General features: G+C 39.8%; 12 protein-coding genes and 1 other RNA gene. 12 read left to right on the top strand and 1 reads right to left on the bottom strand.

Features of this window, described 5'->3' with window-relative positions:
* Nucleotides 1-7: 7 nt before the first annotated feature.
* The 12 genes from gap to ssrA all read left to right on the top strand — a co-directional run bounded on the left by gap (nucleotide 8) and on the right by ssrA (nucleotide 14,063).
* Complete coding sequence (gap, locus tag ACIP9C_RS18410; protein WP_340822535.1) at nucleotides 8-1,024, top strand: type I glyceraldehyde-3-phosphate dehydrogenase; 1,017 nt, start codon at nucleotides 8-10, stop codon at nucleotides 1,022-1,024.
* Nucleotides 1,025-1,375: 351 nt separating this feature from the next.
* Nucleotides 1,376-2,560, top strand: a complete 1,185-nt coding sequence (locus ACIP9C_RS18405; protein WP_401012917.1) for a phosphoglycerate kinase — start codon at nucleotides 1,376-1,378, stop codon at nucleotides 2,558-2,560.
* A gap of 18 nt (nucleotides 2,561-2,578) precedes the next feature.
* Entirely contained in the window at nucleotides 2,579-3,340 is a 762-nt protein-coding gene (gene tpiA, locus ACIP9C_RS18400) for a triose-phosphate isomerase (protein ID WP_401012916.1), read from the top strand.
* Nucleotides 3,333-4,874 carry a 2,3-bisphosphoglycerate-independent phosphoglycerate mutase gene (gpmI, locus tag ACIP9C_RS18395; RefSeq protein WP_401012915.1) on the top strand — a complete coding sequence of 514 codons (1,542 nt, stop codon included), beginning with the start codon at nucleotides 3,333-3,335 and terminating at the stop codon, nucleotides 4,872-4,874. The genes tpiA and gpmI overlap by 8 nt, the downstream gene beginning before the upstream one ends.
* Nucleotides 4,875-4,876: 2 nt before the next feature.
* Complete coding sequence (gene eno / locus ACIP9C_RS18390) at nucleotides 4,877-6,169, top strand: phosphopyruvate hydratase (protein WP_401012913.1); 1,293 nt, start codon at nucleotides 4,877-4,879, stop codon at nucleotides 6,167-6,169.
* A gap of 530 nt (nucleotides 6,170-6,699) precedes the next feature.
* A complete protein-coding gene (gene secG, locus ACIP9C_RS18385) occupies nucleotides 6,700-6,927 on the top strand; it encodes a preprotein translocase subunit SecG (protein ID WP_173479464.1) in 228 nt (75 codons plus the stop codon).
* Nucleotides 6,928-7,107: 180 nt separating this feature from the next.
* Complete coding sequence (locus ACIP9C_RS18380; protein WP_340822542.1) at nucleotides 7,108-7,854, top strand: alpha/beta hydrolase; 747 nt, start codon at nucleotides 7,108-7,110, stop codon at nucleotides 7,852-7,854.
* A gap of 38 nt (nucleotides 7,855-7,892) precedes the next feature.
* On the top strand, nucleotides 7,893-10,346 hold the full coding sequence (rnr, locus tag ACIP9C_RS18375; RefSeq protein ID WP_401012911.1) for a ribonuclease R: 2,454 nt from the start codon (nucleotides 7,893-7,895) through the stop codon (nucleotides 10,344-10,346).
* 57 nt (nucleotides 10,347-10,403) lie between these two features.
* Nucleotides 10,404-10,871, top strand: a complete 468-nt coding sequence (gene smpB / locus ACIP9C_RS18370; protein ID WP_340822545.1) for an SsrA-binding protein SmpB — start codon at nucleotides 10,404-10,406, stop codon at nucleotides 10,869-10,871.
* Between the two features lie 706 nt (nucleotides 10,872-11,577).
* Nucleotides 11,578-12,117 carry an RNA polymerase sigma factor gene (locus ACIP9C_RS18365; RefSeq protein ID WP_401012909.1) on the top strand — a complete coding sequence of 180 codons (540 nt, stop codon included), beginning with the start codon at nucleotides 11,578-11,580 and terminating at the stop codon, nucleotides 12,115-12,117.
* On the top strand, nucleotides 12,098-13,462 hold the full coding sequence (locus ACIP9C_RS18360) for an anti-sigma factor family protein (RefSeq protein WP_401012907.1): 1,365 nt from the start codon (nucleotides 12,098-12,100) through the stop codon (nucleotides 13,460-13,462). Before ACIP9C_RS18365 ends, ACIP9C_RS18360 begins: the two co-directional genes overlap by 20 nt.
* Before the next feature lie 245 nt (nucleotides 13,463-13,707).
* Nucleotides 13,708-14,063, top strand: a transfer-messenger RNA (tmRNA) gene (gene ssrA / locus ACIP9C_RS18355).
* Between the two features lie 132 nt (nucleotides 14,064-14,195).
* Here the strand turns inward: ssrA and ACIP9C_RS18350 are convergent.
* Nucleotides 14,196-15,332 (bottom strand): site-specific integrase, encoded by a 1,137-nt coding sequence (locus ACIP9C_RS18350; protein ID WP_401012905.1) that lies wholly within the window; start codon nucleotides 15,330-15,332, stop codon nucleotides 14,196-14,198.
* Between the last annotated feature and the right edge of the window lie 256 nt (nucleotides 15,333-15,588).

The following is a 15,588-nucleotide window of genomic DNA, read 5'->3' as shown; positions in this document are numbered from 1 at the left end:
ATTGACAATGGCATTAAAGTTAGCAATTAATGGATTTGGTCGTATTGGACGTTTAGTATTTCGTGAAGCAATGAAACATGATGAGTTTGAAGTAGTTGCAGTGAATGACTTAACAGATGCTGGTCAACTTGCACACTTATTAAAATACGATTCTGTACACGGTATTTATGATGCTGAAGTCAATGCAGATGAAGATTCTTTCGTAGTGAATGGAAAAACGGTTAAAGTATACGCTGAAAAAGACCCAGCACAATTGCCTTGGGGTGAGCTTGGCGTAGACGTTGTACTTGAATGTACAGGTCGATTCCGCTCAATGGAAGAGGTAGGAAAGCATATTGAAGCAGGTGCTAAAAAAGCAATTTTATCTGCACCAGCTAAAGGCGATATGCCGACATTCGTAATGGGTGTTAACCACGAAGATTACAATCCTAAAACAGATGATGTTATTTCAAATGCATCTTGTACAACAAACTGTTTAGCGCCAGTAGCTAAAATTTTAGATGAGAAATTTGGCATTGAGCGCGGTATGATGACAACAATTCACTCATATACAAACGATCAACGTATCCTTGACTTCCCGCACTCTGATCCACGTCGTGCACGTGCAGGAGCAGTGTCAATGATTCCAACAACAACAGGAGCAGCAGTAGCCGTTTCTAAAGTATTACCTCAATTAAAAGGTAAGCTCGATGGATTCTCTATGCGTGTTCCTACACCGAACGTTTCATGTGTGGACTTAGTTGTAGAACTTAAAGCAGATGTAACAAAAGATTCCATTAATGCGGCTTTAAAAGAAGCTTCAGAAAATGAGCTAAAAGGTATTTTAGGCTACAATGAACTACCATTAGTATCAATTGATTACAATGGCAACCATAACTCTTCAACTGTTGATGGCCTTTCAACAATGGTTTTAGAAAATAGCATGGTGAAAGTTCTTGCTTGGTACGATAATGAAATTGGTTACTCTACTCGTTTAATGGACCTTGCATTATATATCGCACAACAAGGATTAAATCATAAATAAGTGTCATAATTCGCAATTTGAAGTAAAAAGTGTGACATAATACGGCTTTTTACGCACAAAAAGTATAGCCTTTATAATATCGAAAAGATATAATAAACAAGGGTAATAGGAGTAGGGGACGTTTACCCTACTCCTTTTTAAATACAAATATCTTGGATAAAAAATGGATGACTTGCTATCGTGCAAATAGGTAGTAGTCACCTTGTCTTTTACGAGACACCGAACGTTACTTTTGCTACTATAAAAGCTAATAAAGGTATATTTTAACTTGGTCTAAAGTGTGTAAAGCCAAGATGGGTGGAGCACATTTTATTTATGTCCGTATTACAAAACTTTGAAGGGGGTTTCTTCATGTTAAATAAGAAAACAATGAAAGATATTGATGTAAAAGGTAAGCGCGTCTTCGTACGTGTCGATTTTAATGTACCGATGGCAGATGGGGTAATTACAGACGAAACACGTATCCGCGCAGCCATTCCAACAATTGAATATTTAGTCGAACAAGGTGCAAAAGTTATTTTAGCGTCTCATTTAGGTCGTCCAAAAGGCGAAGTAAAAGAAGATATGCGTTTAACTGCTGTTGGTATCCGCCTTGCTGAAATTTTAGGTAAACCGGTTACTAAATTGGATGAGTCAATCGGTGAAGCAGTAGAAACAGCTGTTGCGAATATGCAAAACGGCGATATCGTTCTACTGGAAAACGTGCGATTCCATGCCGGTGAGGAGAAAAACGATCCTGCACTTGCAGAACAATTTGCTAAACTAGCAGACGTTTATGTTAACGATGCATTCGGTGCTGCTCACCGTGCACATGCCTCAACAGAAGGTATTGCGAAACACATACCAGCTGTATCAGGCTTCCTTATGCAAAAAGAATTGGATGTGCTAGGTAAAGCACTATCAAATCCTGAACGTCCTTTCACTGCTATTATTGGTGGTGCAAAAGTAAAAGATAAAATTGGCGTTATCGAGAGCTTACTTGAAAAGGTAGACCACTTAATTATTGGTGGCGGTCTGTCATTTACTTTCATTAAAGCGCAAGGTCATGATATCGGTAAATCTTTATTAGAAGAAGATAAAATTGAACTAGCAAAATCGTTCATTGAAAAAGCACATGCTAAAGGCGTGCAGTTACATATGCCAATTGATGCAGTGGTAGCCAATGAATTTTCAAAAGATGCGGAGACGAAAGTTGTCGATGTAGATGCTATCCCAGCTGATTGGATGGGTCTTGATATTGGACCAAAAACAGCTGCAAACTATGCAGAAGTTATTCAACATTCAAAATTAATCATTTGGAATGGACCAATGGGCGTTTTTGAATTAGAACCATTTGCAAATGGTACGAAAACTGTTGCAGACGCGATGGCAGCAACTGCTGGCTATACTGTAATTGGTGGCGGAGATTCCGCAGCGGCAGTAGAAAAATTTGAAGTAGCTGATAAAATGGACCACATTTCTACGGGTGGCGGCGCTTCACTTGAATTAATGGAAGGCAAAGAGCTTCCTGGTATTGTGGCATTAAACGATAAATAATAGATAGGAGGCATAACGATGCGTAAACCAATTATTGCAGGTAACTGGAAAATGTATAAAACATTTGAAGAGGCAATACAGTTTGTCGATAGCGTGCAGGATAATATACCTTCCAATGACAAAGTAGATGCTGTTATTTGCGCACCGGCACTTTTTCTACCAACACTTGTGCAGGTCGCTAGTGAATCTGAACTAGCAATCGGTGCTCAAACAATGCATTACGAAAACGAAGGTGCGTTTACAGGCGAAATTAGCCCGGCGCAGCTTGCAAGCGTTGAGGTAGACTATGTGATATTAGGACACTCCGAACGACGTGAATATTATAACGAAACAGATGAGGCTATCAATAAAAAGGTGGCAGCAGCACTTTCTCATAATATCGTGCCAATTATTTGCTGTGGTGAAACACTAGAAGAACGTGAGGCAGGTACGACAGAGCAAAAGGTAGCTGGTCAAATTACAGCAGCTCTTGCAGGTTTTGCCGCTCAGGATGTAGAGCATATGGTTCTTGCCTATGAGCCTATCTGGGCAATTGGCACAGGGAAAACAGCAACAGCAGAAGATGCCAACCAAGTATGTGGTGCCATTCGTGCAGTTGTTGAAAAATTATATGATCACACAACAGCAGAGGCTGTACGTATTCAATACGGCGGTAGCGTAAAGCCTGATAATATTAAAGAATTATTGTCAAAAGAGCATATCGATGGTGCGTTAGTCGGTGGTGCAAGCTTACAAGCTGATTCATATTTAAAATTATTGGAGGCGGCAGCAAATGCCTAAAAAGCCAGTAGCATTAATTATTTTAGATGGTTTTGCATTTCGTGATGAAACATTTGGGAATGCGGTTGCTCAAGCAAAGAAACCAAATTTTGACCGCTTTTGGAACCAATTTCCGCATGCAACTTTAACAGCATCAGGTGAAGCAGTAGGGTTGCCAGACGGTCAAATGGGGAACTCTGAAGTTGGACACTTAAATATCGGCGCTGGCCGCATTGTGTATCAAAGCTTAACGCGCTTAAATAAATCGATTCGCGAAGGAGACTTCTTTACGAATCAAGCATTTTTAGATGCGGTAGCACATGTTAAAGCACATCAATCAAAGCTACATGTCATGGGCTTACTATCAGATGGCGGTGTACATAGCCATTATGAGCACCTGTTTGCGTTGTTAAAGCTTGCAAAAGAACAAGGGCTGGACGAGGTATTTATTCATGCATTTTTAGATGGTCGTGATGTTGGACCAACAACAGCTATCGGCTATATCGAAGAAACTGAAAAACAAATGGCTTCGATTGGCATTGGTAAATTTGCTTCGATCCATGGACGTTATTATGCAATGGACCGTGACAAACGTTGGGATCGTGTGGCATTAACTTATAATATTCTTGTTGATGGAGTTGGACAAACGGCGGAAAGCGCAAAGGGTGGCGTAACAGAATCCTATGAGCGTGAAGTAACTGACGAATTTGTTATTCCATTTAGCATCCAGGAACATGGCGAGCCAGTTGCGACAATTGAAGATAATGATGCAGTTATTTTCTTTAACTTCCGACCGGACCGCGCTATTCAATTATCAAAAGTATTTACGAATTCGTCATTTGACGGCTTTGCCTTATCTGCCAAACATCCGCAAAATGTAAAATTCGTATCGTTTACACATTATAGTGATGAAGTGAACGCACAAGTTGCTTATGAAAATGACAACTTAAAAAATACGATTGGTGAAGTGTTAGCCTCTAATGGTAAAACACAGCTACGTATTGCAGAAACAGAAAAGTATCCACATGTTACATTCTTTATGAGTGGTGGTCGTGAGGAGAAATATAACGGTGAAGAACGTATTTTGATCGCTTCTCCAAAAGTTGCGACATACGATTTGAAACCTGAAATGAGTGCTTATGAAGTAACAGACGCATTGCTTGCAGCGATTGCAGCTGACAAATTTGATGGCATCATTCTAAACTTTGCGAACCCTGATATGGTGGGACATAGTGGAATGCTAGAGCCAACAATTAAAGCAATCGAAGTTGTCGACGAATGTCTAGGAAAAGTAGTAGATGCCCTGCTTGAAAAAGGCGGAGCAGCTATTATTACAGCTGACCACGGTAACTCTGACGAGGTTGTAACGTTAGAAGGAAATCCGATGACAGCTCATACAACAAACCCTGTTCCAGTAATTGTGACGAAAGCAAATTTAATGTTAAGAAATGGTGGCATTTTAGCCGATTTGGCGCCAACCATGTTAGAATTATTAGAGGTGTCACAACCTATTGAAATGACAGGTAAATCACTAATCGAAAAAGAGGAGAATTAATTATGCCATTTATTACACAAGTTTATGCGCGCGAAGTTTTAGACTCACGTGGGAACCCAACAGTAGAAGTTGAAGTATTTACAGAATCAGGTGCTTTTGGTCGTGCAATCGTGCCATCAGGTGCCTCTACAGGTGAATACGAAGCGGTAGAATTACGCGATGGTGACAAATCACGTTACCTTGGCAAAGGTGTATTAAAAGCAGTCGAAAATGTCAACACAATTATTGCACAAGAATTAGAAGGTAATTTCTCAGTTCTTGACCAAGTAGTAATCGACAAAGCTTTAATCGAGCTAGATGGCACAGAAAACAAAGGTAAACTAGGAGCTAACGCAATCCTAGGTGTATCAATGGCAGTTGCACATGCTGCAGCAGATTATTTAGATGTACCTCTTTATCAATATCTAGGCGGTTTCAACTCAAAACAATTACCAGTACCAATGATGAACATCTTAAATGGTGGTGCACATGCGGATAACAACGTGGACATCCAAGAATTCATGGTTATGCCTGTTGGCGCAGAAAACTTCCGTCATGCATTACGTATGGGTGCTGAAATTTTCCATAGCTTAAAAGCAGTATTGAAAGACAAAGGCTACAACACAGCTGTAGGTGACGAAGGTGGTTTCGCTCCAAACCTTGGTTCGAACGAAGAAGCAATCACAGTGATCCTTGAAGCAATCGAAAAAGCTGGCTACAAGGCTGGTGAAGAAGTGAAATTAGCAATGGACGTTGCGTCTTCTGAATTATTCAACAAAGAAGACGGCAAATACCACTTAGATGGTGAAGGCGTTGTGAAAACTTCTGAGGAAATGGTGGACTGGTACGAGCAGTTAACTGCGAAATACCCGATCATCTCAATAGAAGACGGCTTAGACGAAAACGACTGGGCTGGTCATAAATTATTAACAGACCGCATTGGCGCTCGCGTACAATTAGTAGGAGATGATTTATTCGTAACAAATACGAAAAAATTAGCTGCTGGTATTGAGCAAGGTGTTGGTAACTCAATTTTAATTAAAGTAAACCAAATCGGTACGTTAACAGAAACATTTGAAGCAATTGAAATGGCGAAACGTGCTGGTTACACAGCAGTTATTTCTCACCGTTCTGGTGAATCAGAAGATGCGACAATCGCTGATATCGCTGTTGCGACTAACGCTGGTCAAATTAAAACAGGTGCTCCATCTCGTACAGACCGCGTTGCAAAATACAACCAACTTCTTCGCATCGAAGATCAACTTGGTGCAACTTCAGAATATCTTGGTTTAAAAACTTTCTATAACTTAAAATAAGTGAACGGCTAGTAACTAGCAGTTCCTTTGATGAAAATTGCCTCGAAAGCATAGATGTGCTTTTCGAGGCAATTTTTTTAGGAAACGAAAAAGCTGAACAGCTATTTACCAAGGCAACTGAGGCGAAGAGAGTGCTAAAACGTTGATTTCCGTAGCGGGCGGCGCTTTCCACTGCAATCAACAAAATTGTGTGAGTGCCTGGCACTTTTCATATTACTTCACTTTCCGTGGGCATATTGTAAGTCGCAAAGCTCGCTGGAGCAGGAGTATAAATGTGGGAAAATTCAAAATTGTTTGGGTGACAGGCACTGCATTTAGGATTTGAAATGTTTTTATATTTTTTTGTATAATATCAGTAAAGTAGACTGACTCTTCTACTTTTTAATATAATTTTTAAATCAATTTCTTTTATGTATTGTACATAGTATTTGGAAAAGTAATACCATTTTGTAATCTGTGTTTGTCATGGGAACCTTTATTTGTTATAATATAGTGTGTTGTGATGTTTCAAAGTTCGGGAGGTGCAGTGGATGCATACAGCAGTATTAATAGCTTTAGTTATCGTATCATTAGCATTGGTTGTCGTAGTTTTATTACAATCTAGTAAAAGTGCAGGCTTGTCAGGTGCCATCTCGGGTGGAGCTGAACAACTATTTGGAAAGCAAAAAGCACGTGGTATGGATTTAATTCTTCACCGTGCAACAATTGTTTTATCAATTTTATTCTTTCTTTTAGCAATCGCTATTGCAAAAATATAATAGTTGAAGATATTCCGCCTAACCTAGAATGGTTGGGCGTTTTCTTTTATTTTCAGTACATAGATGAACTTAGACGAATAATGTAGATTTTATACGTATGAAAGATGCTAAATTACGCCAATGTATAATGGATATGGCTATAATAGAGTGAATATGTTTTACAGTGAAGGAGAACTTGCCATGAACAAATCATTATCTCAGCCATTTTTCTTTCAAGCAGGACCACGTGCAGTGTTATTATTACACGGATTTACTGGTAGCTCTGCAGATGTGCGTATGCTTGGTAGATATTTAGAGAAAAAAGGGTATACTACATTAGCGCCTCATTATAAAGGGCACGGTGTGCAACCTGAAGAACTCATTACAACAGGACCTGCTGATTGGTGGCAAGATGTCAAAGCTGCGTACCAACAATTACAAGATGCTGGCTATGAGGAAATTGCCGTAGCAGGACTATCACTTGGCGGTGTGATGGCTTTAAATGTAGCACTAAACAATCCTGTAAAGGGCATTGTAACGATGTGTGCACCAATGACGATGCGAACTACAGACGTTATGTTTGAAGGTGTATTGAAATATGCAAAAGAATACAAAAAATTTGAAGGCAAAACTGACACAGAAATAGATGCGGAAGTGTCGTTAATCGCTGAAAAAGGTATGCCATCATTACAACAACTGCGTGAGTTTATTGTGCAGACTCGAAAAGAAATAGATATGATTTATGCCCCTATTTTTGTCGTACAGGCGACAAATGATGAGGTAATAGAGACAGAATCTGCCAACATTATATATAATCAAACTGAGTCATTAGAAAAATACATCAAGTGGTATGAAAACTCAAAGCACGTTATAACATTAGATCAAGAAAAAGATCAATTACATGAAGATATTTATCGTTTTTTAGAAGGCCTAAATTGGGCACACTAAAAATGATTTAGGATTTTTACATGAGGGAGGGTATAAGTATGACGGACAAAAAAGATTCACTACAAAGTCGATTACTCGATTTTTTCGGTGAAGAAGAATATAAACCTTTAACCGTTGGAGAAATAGAAGATGAATTTGGGTTTGAGGATGCAGAAGAATTTAAGGAGCTCGTTAAAACGCTCGTGCGAATGGAGGGGCAGGGCTTAGTTGTACGCTCACGCTCGAATCGTTACGGCTTACCAGAGCGCATGAATTTACTACGTGGTAAATTTATCGGCCACGCAAAAGGATTTGGCTTTGTCGCACCTGATGTTGAGGGTATGGACGATGTCTTTATTCCACCGCACGAAGTAAATGGTGCAATTAATGGCGACACAGTACTTATTCGTGTGTTAAAGGAATCATTTGGCGATCGCCGCGAAGGTACAATCACAAAAGTTGTAGAACGCGGGCAAACGTCATTTGTTGGAACATTCCAAGCAAACAGAGGCTTCGGCTTTGTCGTATTGGACGATAAAAAACTACCAATGGACATTTTCATCGCTAAAGGCGATACATTAGGCGCTGTTGATGGGCACAAAGTTGTCGTTGAAATCGCGACATGGCCAGAAGATTTAAAATCAGCAACAGGCTATATCACAAAAATTTTAGGACATAAAAATGACCCAGGTGTCGATATTTTATCAATCTTATATAAGCACGACATTCCACCAGAGTTCCCAGAAGAAGTCGTTGCTGCTGCACAACGAGTGCCAGATGAAATTTCTCCTGCCGATTTAGAGGGACGTCGTGATTTACGTCATGAAACGATTGTCACAATCGATGGTGCAGATGCAAAAGATTTAGATGATGCGGTAACTGTTACAAAAAATGTCGATGGTACTTACAAGCTTGGCGTACATATTGCAGATGTCAGCTACTATGTAACACAAGGCTCTGTAATAGACATTGAAGCATATGACCGAGCGACAAGTGTATATTTAACAGACCGTGTTATTCCAATGATTCCGCATCGACTATCGAACGGTATTTGTTCTTTAAATCCACAGGTAGATCGACTAACGCTATCGTGCGAAATGATTATCGATGGCAATGGTAATGTCATTGCGCATGAAATTTTCCAAAGCGTCATTAAAACGACAGAGCGTATGACTTACAAAGATGTTTACAAAATTTTAGAGGAACAAGATGAAGAGCTAATTGCTCGCTATGAGCCACTTGTACCGATGTTTAAACATATGTTAGAGCTTTCAAAAATTTTACGCCATAAACGTGAACAACGCGGTGCCATTGACTTTGATTTTAAAGAGTCGAAAGTGATTGTCGATGAAGATGGATGGCCAGTAGATATTGAACTACGTGAACGAACTGTAGCAGAGAAATTAATTGAAGATTTCATGCTTGCTGCCAACGAAACCGTTGCAGAACATTTCCATTGGATGAATGTACCGTTCCTATATCGTATTCACGAAGATCCAAAGCCAGAAAAGCTACAACGCTTCTTTGAATTCGTAACGAACTTCGGTATTTTAATTAAAGGTACAGGCAATACGGTGCATCCAAAAGCATTGCAAGATGTCTTATCAGCAATTGAAGGAATGCCAGAAGAACCTGTTATTTCAACGATGCTACTACGCTCAATGCAACAAGCGAAATACTATCCAGAAAGCATCGGTCACTTTGGTTTATCGACTGATTTCTATACACATTTCACATCACCAATTCGTCGTTATCCTGACTTAGTTGTACACCGTTTAATTCGCACGTACTTAATTAATAAAGACACGTCGCAAGAAACGGTTGCACAGTGGTCGATGGCAATGGATGAAATTGCCGACCACACATCAGAACGCGAACGTCGTGCAGTCGATGCAGAACGTGATACAGACTCACTGAAAAAAGCACAATATATGTCAGATAAAATCGGCGAAGAGTTTGAAGGCATTGTTTCTTCTGTCACGAACTTCGGTATCTTTATCGAGCTGCCAAATACGATTGAAGGACTTGTGCACATTAGCAATATGACCGACGATTATTATCGCTTCGATGATCGCCAAATGATTATGATTGGCGAACGTACGAACCGTCAATTCCGCATCGGTGATGAAGTAAAAGTACGCGTGGCAAACGTTATTATCGAGGAGTCATCGATTGACTTTGAAATCGTAGGAATGGTAACTTCTTATGGAAGAACAAGAAAAGCAACACCTACAGTCATTCATGCGCGTAAAAATTATAATGATAATAAAGATGGGCGCAGTAGCCGTAGCAACCGTTCAGGTTCAGGTGGTGGAAGAGGTCGCCGTGACGATGAAAAACAAAGCAATGGTGACTCATCGAAACGCAGAGAACGCGGTGGAAGTGACCGTGATCCACGTGGCCAACGCAAAGATAGCTCAAGCCCAGGCCCGAAAAAAGGCGTAAAGCAAAAACAAAAGTTTTACGAAGGCATCGCCAAAAAAGGCAAAAAGAAAAAAACAAAACGTAAATAAAAAATCCAGCGTGAGCAGGCTAAGTCCTGCTCAACCTTTGAATTGAGGGTGAACAAGATGGCAAAAGGTACTGGGAAAGTATTAGCACAAAACAAAAAAGCAGGGCATGACTACTTCATCGAAGAGACGATTGAAGCGGGCATGGTACTAACAGGCACAGAAATTAAAGCCATTCGTGCAGGTAAAGTCCAATTACGAGACTCTTACGTTCGAATTACAAGCGGCGAAGCATGGATCAGCAACATGCATGTCAGCCCATTCGACCAAGGTAACCGTTTCAACCACGACCCACTACGCGCCCGTAAATTGCTCTTACATAAAAAGCAAATCGGCGAACTAGTCGGCGCGGTCAAACGTGACGGCTACACAATCATCCCTTTAAAAATGTACATTAAGGACGGCTACGCCAAACTTCTAATCGGCGTCGGCAAAGGGAAAAAAGACTACGACAAACGCGACGACATGCGCAAAAAAGAAGCAAAACGCGAAATGGAACGTACCTTCAAAGCAAAAAATCAATATTGATAGATTAAGAGAGAGGCTCACCACTTGTTGTGGTGAGCTTTTTTATTGCGGGAGCAAGGTGAAGACTATGGGCACGGGCTTATCTGTGAAGCGGAGGAGATTTCCGCTGCGTGCGTGCGCTTTCCGCGGGCACACCGTAAGCCGCAACCCTCGCTACGCGCGGCTTGTTGCGTCTTACTATGCGTGCGTTCCCGCAGGAGTCGCCCGCCCTCCGCTCCAACTAAAAAGTATCGCCTACCACGCTGTAGGTAATTCTGCGAAATAAAGGTGAGGATTCCGCAGAGCAAGAGGTTAATTCCGCGAAATAAGGTGAGAATCCCGCGGAGCAGGAGGTTAATTCCACGAATGTGAGGATTCCGCGGAACAGGAGGTTAATTCCGCGGAACAAGGTGAGGATTCCGCGGAACAGGAGGCTAATTCCGCGAAATAATGTGAGGATTCCGCGGAACGAAGAGGTAATTCCGTGGAACAATGAGATATTTCCGCGAAGCGGGGAGAGAATCCACGAAATGAGGAGAGAATCCCGCGGAGCAAGAACAATTCAAACCCATTAAAAAATGAGATGGAAAAACTTCGTGATTTTCCATCTTTTATTATTTTCTTGTACAATAAAAAGAATGTTTCGACGTTCATTTCAAAATATATTTCCGCGTAGGTGAGATTTTTTAAAAGATTTTACGTTTTTAATGTAAGGAGGTGTGGTCTCATGGAAATGCAGCTGATACAAAAAATCATTGCCGGGGATCAACAAGCATTTCGCATTATTGTTGATACATATAAACAGCCACTTGTCAGCTATTTAACCTATCAAACGAATGACGAGGAATTGGCGAAGGATATTGCACAAGAATCATTTATCAAATGCTATGAAAACTTACTTCATTTTAAAGGTGGATCTTTTAAGGCATGGCTTTTTCGTATCGCGATTAATCAATTGATTGATTTTAAAAGAAAGCATAAGGAAGATCCGACACCAATTGAGGAAACGCCCTCATTAGAAACACCTGAATCGTTAATGATTGAAAAAGAGCAGAATGAGTTGCTTCAGCAATGGCTTGCAACATTGGAACACAAAACGTACCAAGTTTTCGTCCTGAAGTATGCTAGTAATTGCTCTTACGAAGAAATCGCTGAGACACTTAATATTCCAATATCGGAAGTACGAAACCGACTGCATAGAACAAAGAAACGGCTAAGAAACGCTATGTTGAAGGGGGAGATTAATAATGAACTGCTTATCAACTGAAGAAATGCAAGACTTTATCGACGGACAAATAGAAGATAACACAATGATGCAAATGGACAAGCATATTCAATCATGTGCAACCTGCTCTGCATTATTAGATGAACAACTTGAAACAGAACAGCTCATAAGCTCCCTGTTTCCTGCAGTGCATGTTGACGATACATTTACAAATCAAGTGATGGCTCAATTACCAAAGAAAAAGACTTCACTTACAAAAAAGCGAGACTGGCGAGCAATTTTTACAGCAGCTGCATTCGTCACAGCCGCATTATTATTTCTAGTAATTTCAACTGTGAAACAGGAGCCTGTAACTAGTTCTACGCCTATTACGATAAAAGTAAAAGACGTTAAACTAACAGACGCTTTCATTACAGTAACGTTAGCTACATCTGGCTATAATGGTAAGGAAATGTTCTTTAATGAATCAACCAAGGGTGATGTTGCACTTGTGCTACCAAACGGGAAAAGCGAAGCAGCAAGTTACGCTGCAGATCAATCAGCGAATGAAATCACCTATGAATTCCCATTATTTAATGTGACACATGATGAATTTAAGCTTCTATTTATCTACCAACACATTTATGACGAGGATGGTCAGTGGACGCTGGAAGTACCGATTGATCGTAGGGAATTGTTAGCCCAAACAGAGACTGTCACACTAAGGTCCACATTTGAGAAAGATGGTGTTGACGTAAACTTTATCCGTGCACAACATGGACCACAAAACTCTCTCTTCAAATTTGAAACCAAATTTACGGAGGAGATGGCAACATTCGTAGAGCAACAAGTAGAAAAATATACAGCTGATTTACCGCTAAAGGAAAAGGAAGCTTATACAGGTTATAATGCTCAAATACTTTATGACGTTATTGACGCTGACGGACAAAAATTAAAACGCTCGGTTCCTGAAGATAATATAAATATTCAAAATGATCGCTACGCGCATACCGATACAATAAGTGCCTATCCAAGCGTACAAGAAGGAGGCTATATAGCTGTTACTGGTGCCAAGTATGAGTTGCCAACGAATGTCCGACACCCGCTAACAGTAGACCAATTACCTTACACATTTACTTATAAAGATACAGTATATGAAGTAAAGCTCTTACCCGGCCAACGTCTTGAAATCTCATCAGACGCAAAGACCACGACAATTAAAGACTGGCATATTACAGTGAATAATAAAACAGCATGGGATACAGCCCGATTCCGAGAGGATAAAGAAAAAAAGTATACAACAATCACATTCGATGAGGGGATTCAATTAGATTCGTTTATCCTTTATGGTCAAACAGAATTAAAATATGTTTACTTTGATGAACCGATTCGTGTGGATATACGATAATCGCTTAGATGAAAAAAACACCTTTATTATTTTCAAAAAGGTGTTTTTTGCTATGCATTTTAGGAGTTGATATAGAACTATAAATCTGTAAATAAGGCACTATACTTGAAGTACAGCTAGGTTTGTTTTATAATAAGTATTGTTAATGCCAGCATGTATTGAAGCGTAGTACTACTCTTCAACCGTACTAGAAGCAATTCTAGCTCTTTGTTTGATCGAGGCAACAAGCTTCGCATCATATTCAAGGGGACGTTACGGATTCGACAGGGATGGTTCAAGCTTTGGTCGCGCGTCGGAGGTCTCGGCTCCGTCATCAACGGAAGTTATATAATAACTGGCAAACAACAAAACTTAGCTTTCGCAGCGTAAGCTCGTAAGCGCTCTGCCTCTCTATCGCCCATGTAGAGAACGTGGGGCCCAACTTTAGTGGGATACGGTCGATGGTGCCACCTGAGTCACCGGCAAGAGATTTCCAGGTTAGCGTACAGGACGCCTGTTTGTCGGCATAATGCTACGCGAATTGCGAATGGACAAACTACACGCGTAGAAGCTGAAGTATTGGAGTCTTTGGACGCGGGTTCGACTCCCGCCGTCTCCATACAGTAATTTTCTAGAGTTATCTAGAGTGGTCAAAACCCTTGTATATCAAGGGTTTTTTCTTTTTTAGTTGTACTGAGTTTTCTGGGATTTCTATCGGAAACTGGCTGAAAATCTGGCTACTTTTGGGTCGGATTTATGAGTTTAAGTACGCCACAAATTTATTAATTGTTTCGTTTTTTGCACTCTTTGATAGGTGCGTATAGATATTGAGTGTTGTTTGCACATCTGTGTGACCTAATCGTTCTTGTACTTCTTTGACACTTGCGTCCGCTTCGAAAAGCAAAGAGCAGTGGACATGTCGAAAAGAGTGGACATGTGTGTAAGGTAAGTTGTATTTATCGATAATTTTCATAAGCCATCTTCTAGGGATTGTTTGCTGCAATAAACCATTTTGTTCGTTTGTAAACATTAATTGGCTTTTGTCATTCACATTTGGAAATTTGTCTTGCTGAATCGTTTTCCATTCGGATAAAATGCGGCATGTTTCATCATCGATTAAAAGCTGGCGTGAAGTATCAGTTTTTGTTGATTTGATATAGAGCTTGTTATTTTTACCTCTTGAAAGAGCTTTTGTAATGAGTAGTTCCTTCGTTTCGAAATTTAAATCTGCCCAAGTTAGTGCAAGTGTCTCACCTTTACGGATACCTGAAAAAGCAAGCAGGTAGAAAAATGCGGTAATTTGAGCATTACCAAATTGCTTTAAACATTGTAGGAAGTAAATTAGCTGCTCCTTTGAATAGTAGTTAACCTCAGTATCTAATACAGTAGACGCTTTGATTTTTGGGAGATCCACTAGCTTAAAAGGATTTGAACTGATGTAATCACGCTTAATAGCGAAATCAATTACTTTAGAAGCGTAAGTTTTAACCATTCGAAATCTTTTTAGTTTCAAGGAACAGTCATCAACAAAGCCTTGGCAGATTGCTATACTCAATTTCTCAATTCGGTAGTGACCTAGTGCAGGTAGAATATGATTCCTGAAAATTCCTAGTGTTTTGACAAAGGTGCTTTCTTCGACCGTTCTTTCGTAGTGTTGAATCCAGACATTATATAGATCCTCGTATGTTTCAGTTATAGGCTTCTTATATTCCCCTTTACTAACTTCGACTCTTAGTTGAGCTAAAGTGAGACTAGCCTCTTTTTTTGTTAGAAAGCCGCGTCTAGTAACGTGAATTTGTTTGCCTGTTTGACTATCTATTCCTAAATAAAGCTTAAACATGTAATAGATCTTGCCATCTTTTTTTGTATATGATTTAATAGGGTCTTTCATTAAAATGCCTCCTAGAACCATACAGGGAAACTAGGGGTACAGTTGATTTTTCTAATAACTGTATTGTTAGTATAGCTTATAAAAAATTTTTTCCCAATAAATAAACTTCCTTTATTTTGGTAGCATTTTATGTTGATTTTTGATACGTAGAATATTAGTTGTCTCATAGATAAATTTTATTGCAAGTACTTATATACGAACTTGGTTTATTTGGGATTGGAAATACTATTTTATTAATTTTATTGTGGATGTCCTG

It is taken from the genome of Lysinibacillus sp. NPDC093210, from assembly GCF_044753985.1.
In the GTDB taxonomy this organism is placed as follows: Bacteria; Bacillota; Bacilli; order Bacillales_A; family Planococcaceae; genus Lysinibacillus.
The sequence above is the reverse complement of the archived record's forward strand: the minus strand, read 5'-3'. Positions and strand labels throughout refer to the sequence as shown.

Coding starts and splice junctions, on each gene's coding strand:
- gap (WP_340822535.1), top strand. CDS start 8: ATGGCATTAAAGTTAGCAATTAATGGATTTGGTCGTATTGGACGTTTA.
- ACIP9C_RS18405 (WP_401012917.1), top strand. CDS start 1,376: ATGTTAAATAAGAAAACAATGAAAGATATTGATGTAAAAGGTAAGCGC.
- tpiA (WP_401012916.1), top strand. CDS start 2,579: ATGCGTAAACCAATTATTGCAGGTAACTGGAAAATGTATAAAACATTT.
- gpmI (WP_401012915.1), top strand. CDS start 3,333: ATGCCTAAAAAGCCAGTAGCATTAATTATTTTAGATGGTTTTGCATTT.
- eno (WP_401012913.1), top strand. CDS start 4,877: ATGCCATTTATTACACAAGTTTATGCGCGCGAAGTTTTAGACTCACGT.
- secG (WP_173479464.1), top strand. CDS start 6,700: ATGCATACAGCAGTATTAATAGCTTTAGTTATCGTATCATTAGCATTG.
- ACIP9C_RS18380 (WP_340822542.1), top strand. CDS start 7,108: ATGAACAAATCATTATCTCAGCCATTTTTCTTTCAAGCAGGACCACGT.
- rnr (WP_401012911.1), top strand. CDS start 7,893: ATGACGGACAAAAAAGATTCACTACAAAGTCGATTACTCGATTTTTTC.
- smpB (WP_340822545.1), top strand. CDS start 10,404: ATGGCAAAAGGTACTGGGAAAGTATTAGCACAAAACAAAAAAGCAGGG.
- ACIP9C_RS18365 (WP_401012909.1), top strand. CDS start 11,578: ATGGAAATGCAGCTGATACAAAAAATCATTGCCGGGGATCAACAAGCA.
- ACIP9C_RS18360 (WP_401012907.1), top strand. CDS start 12,098: ATGAACTGCTTATCAACTGAAGAAATGCAAGACTTTATCGACGGACAA.
- ACIP9C_RS18350 (WP_401012905.1), bottom strand. CDS start 15,332: ATGAAAGACCCTATTAAATCATATACAAAAAAAGATGGCAAGATCTAT.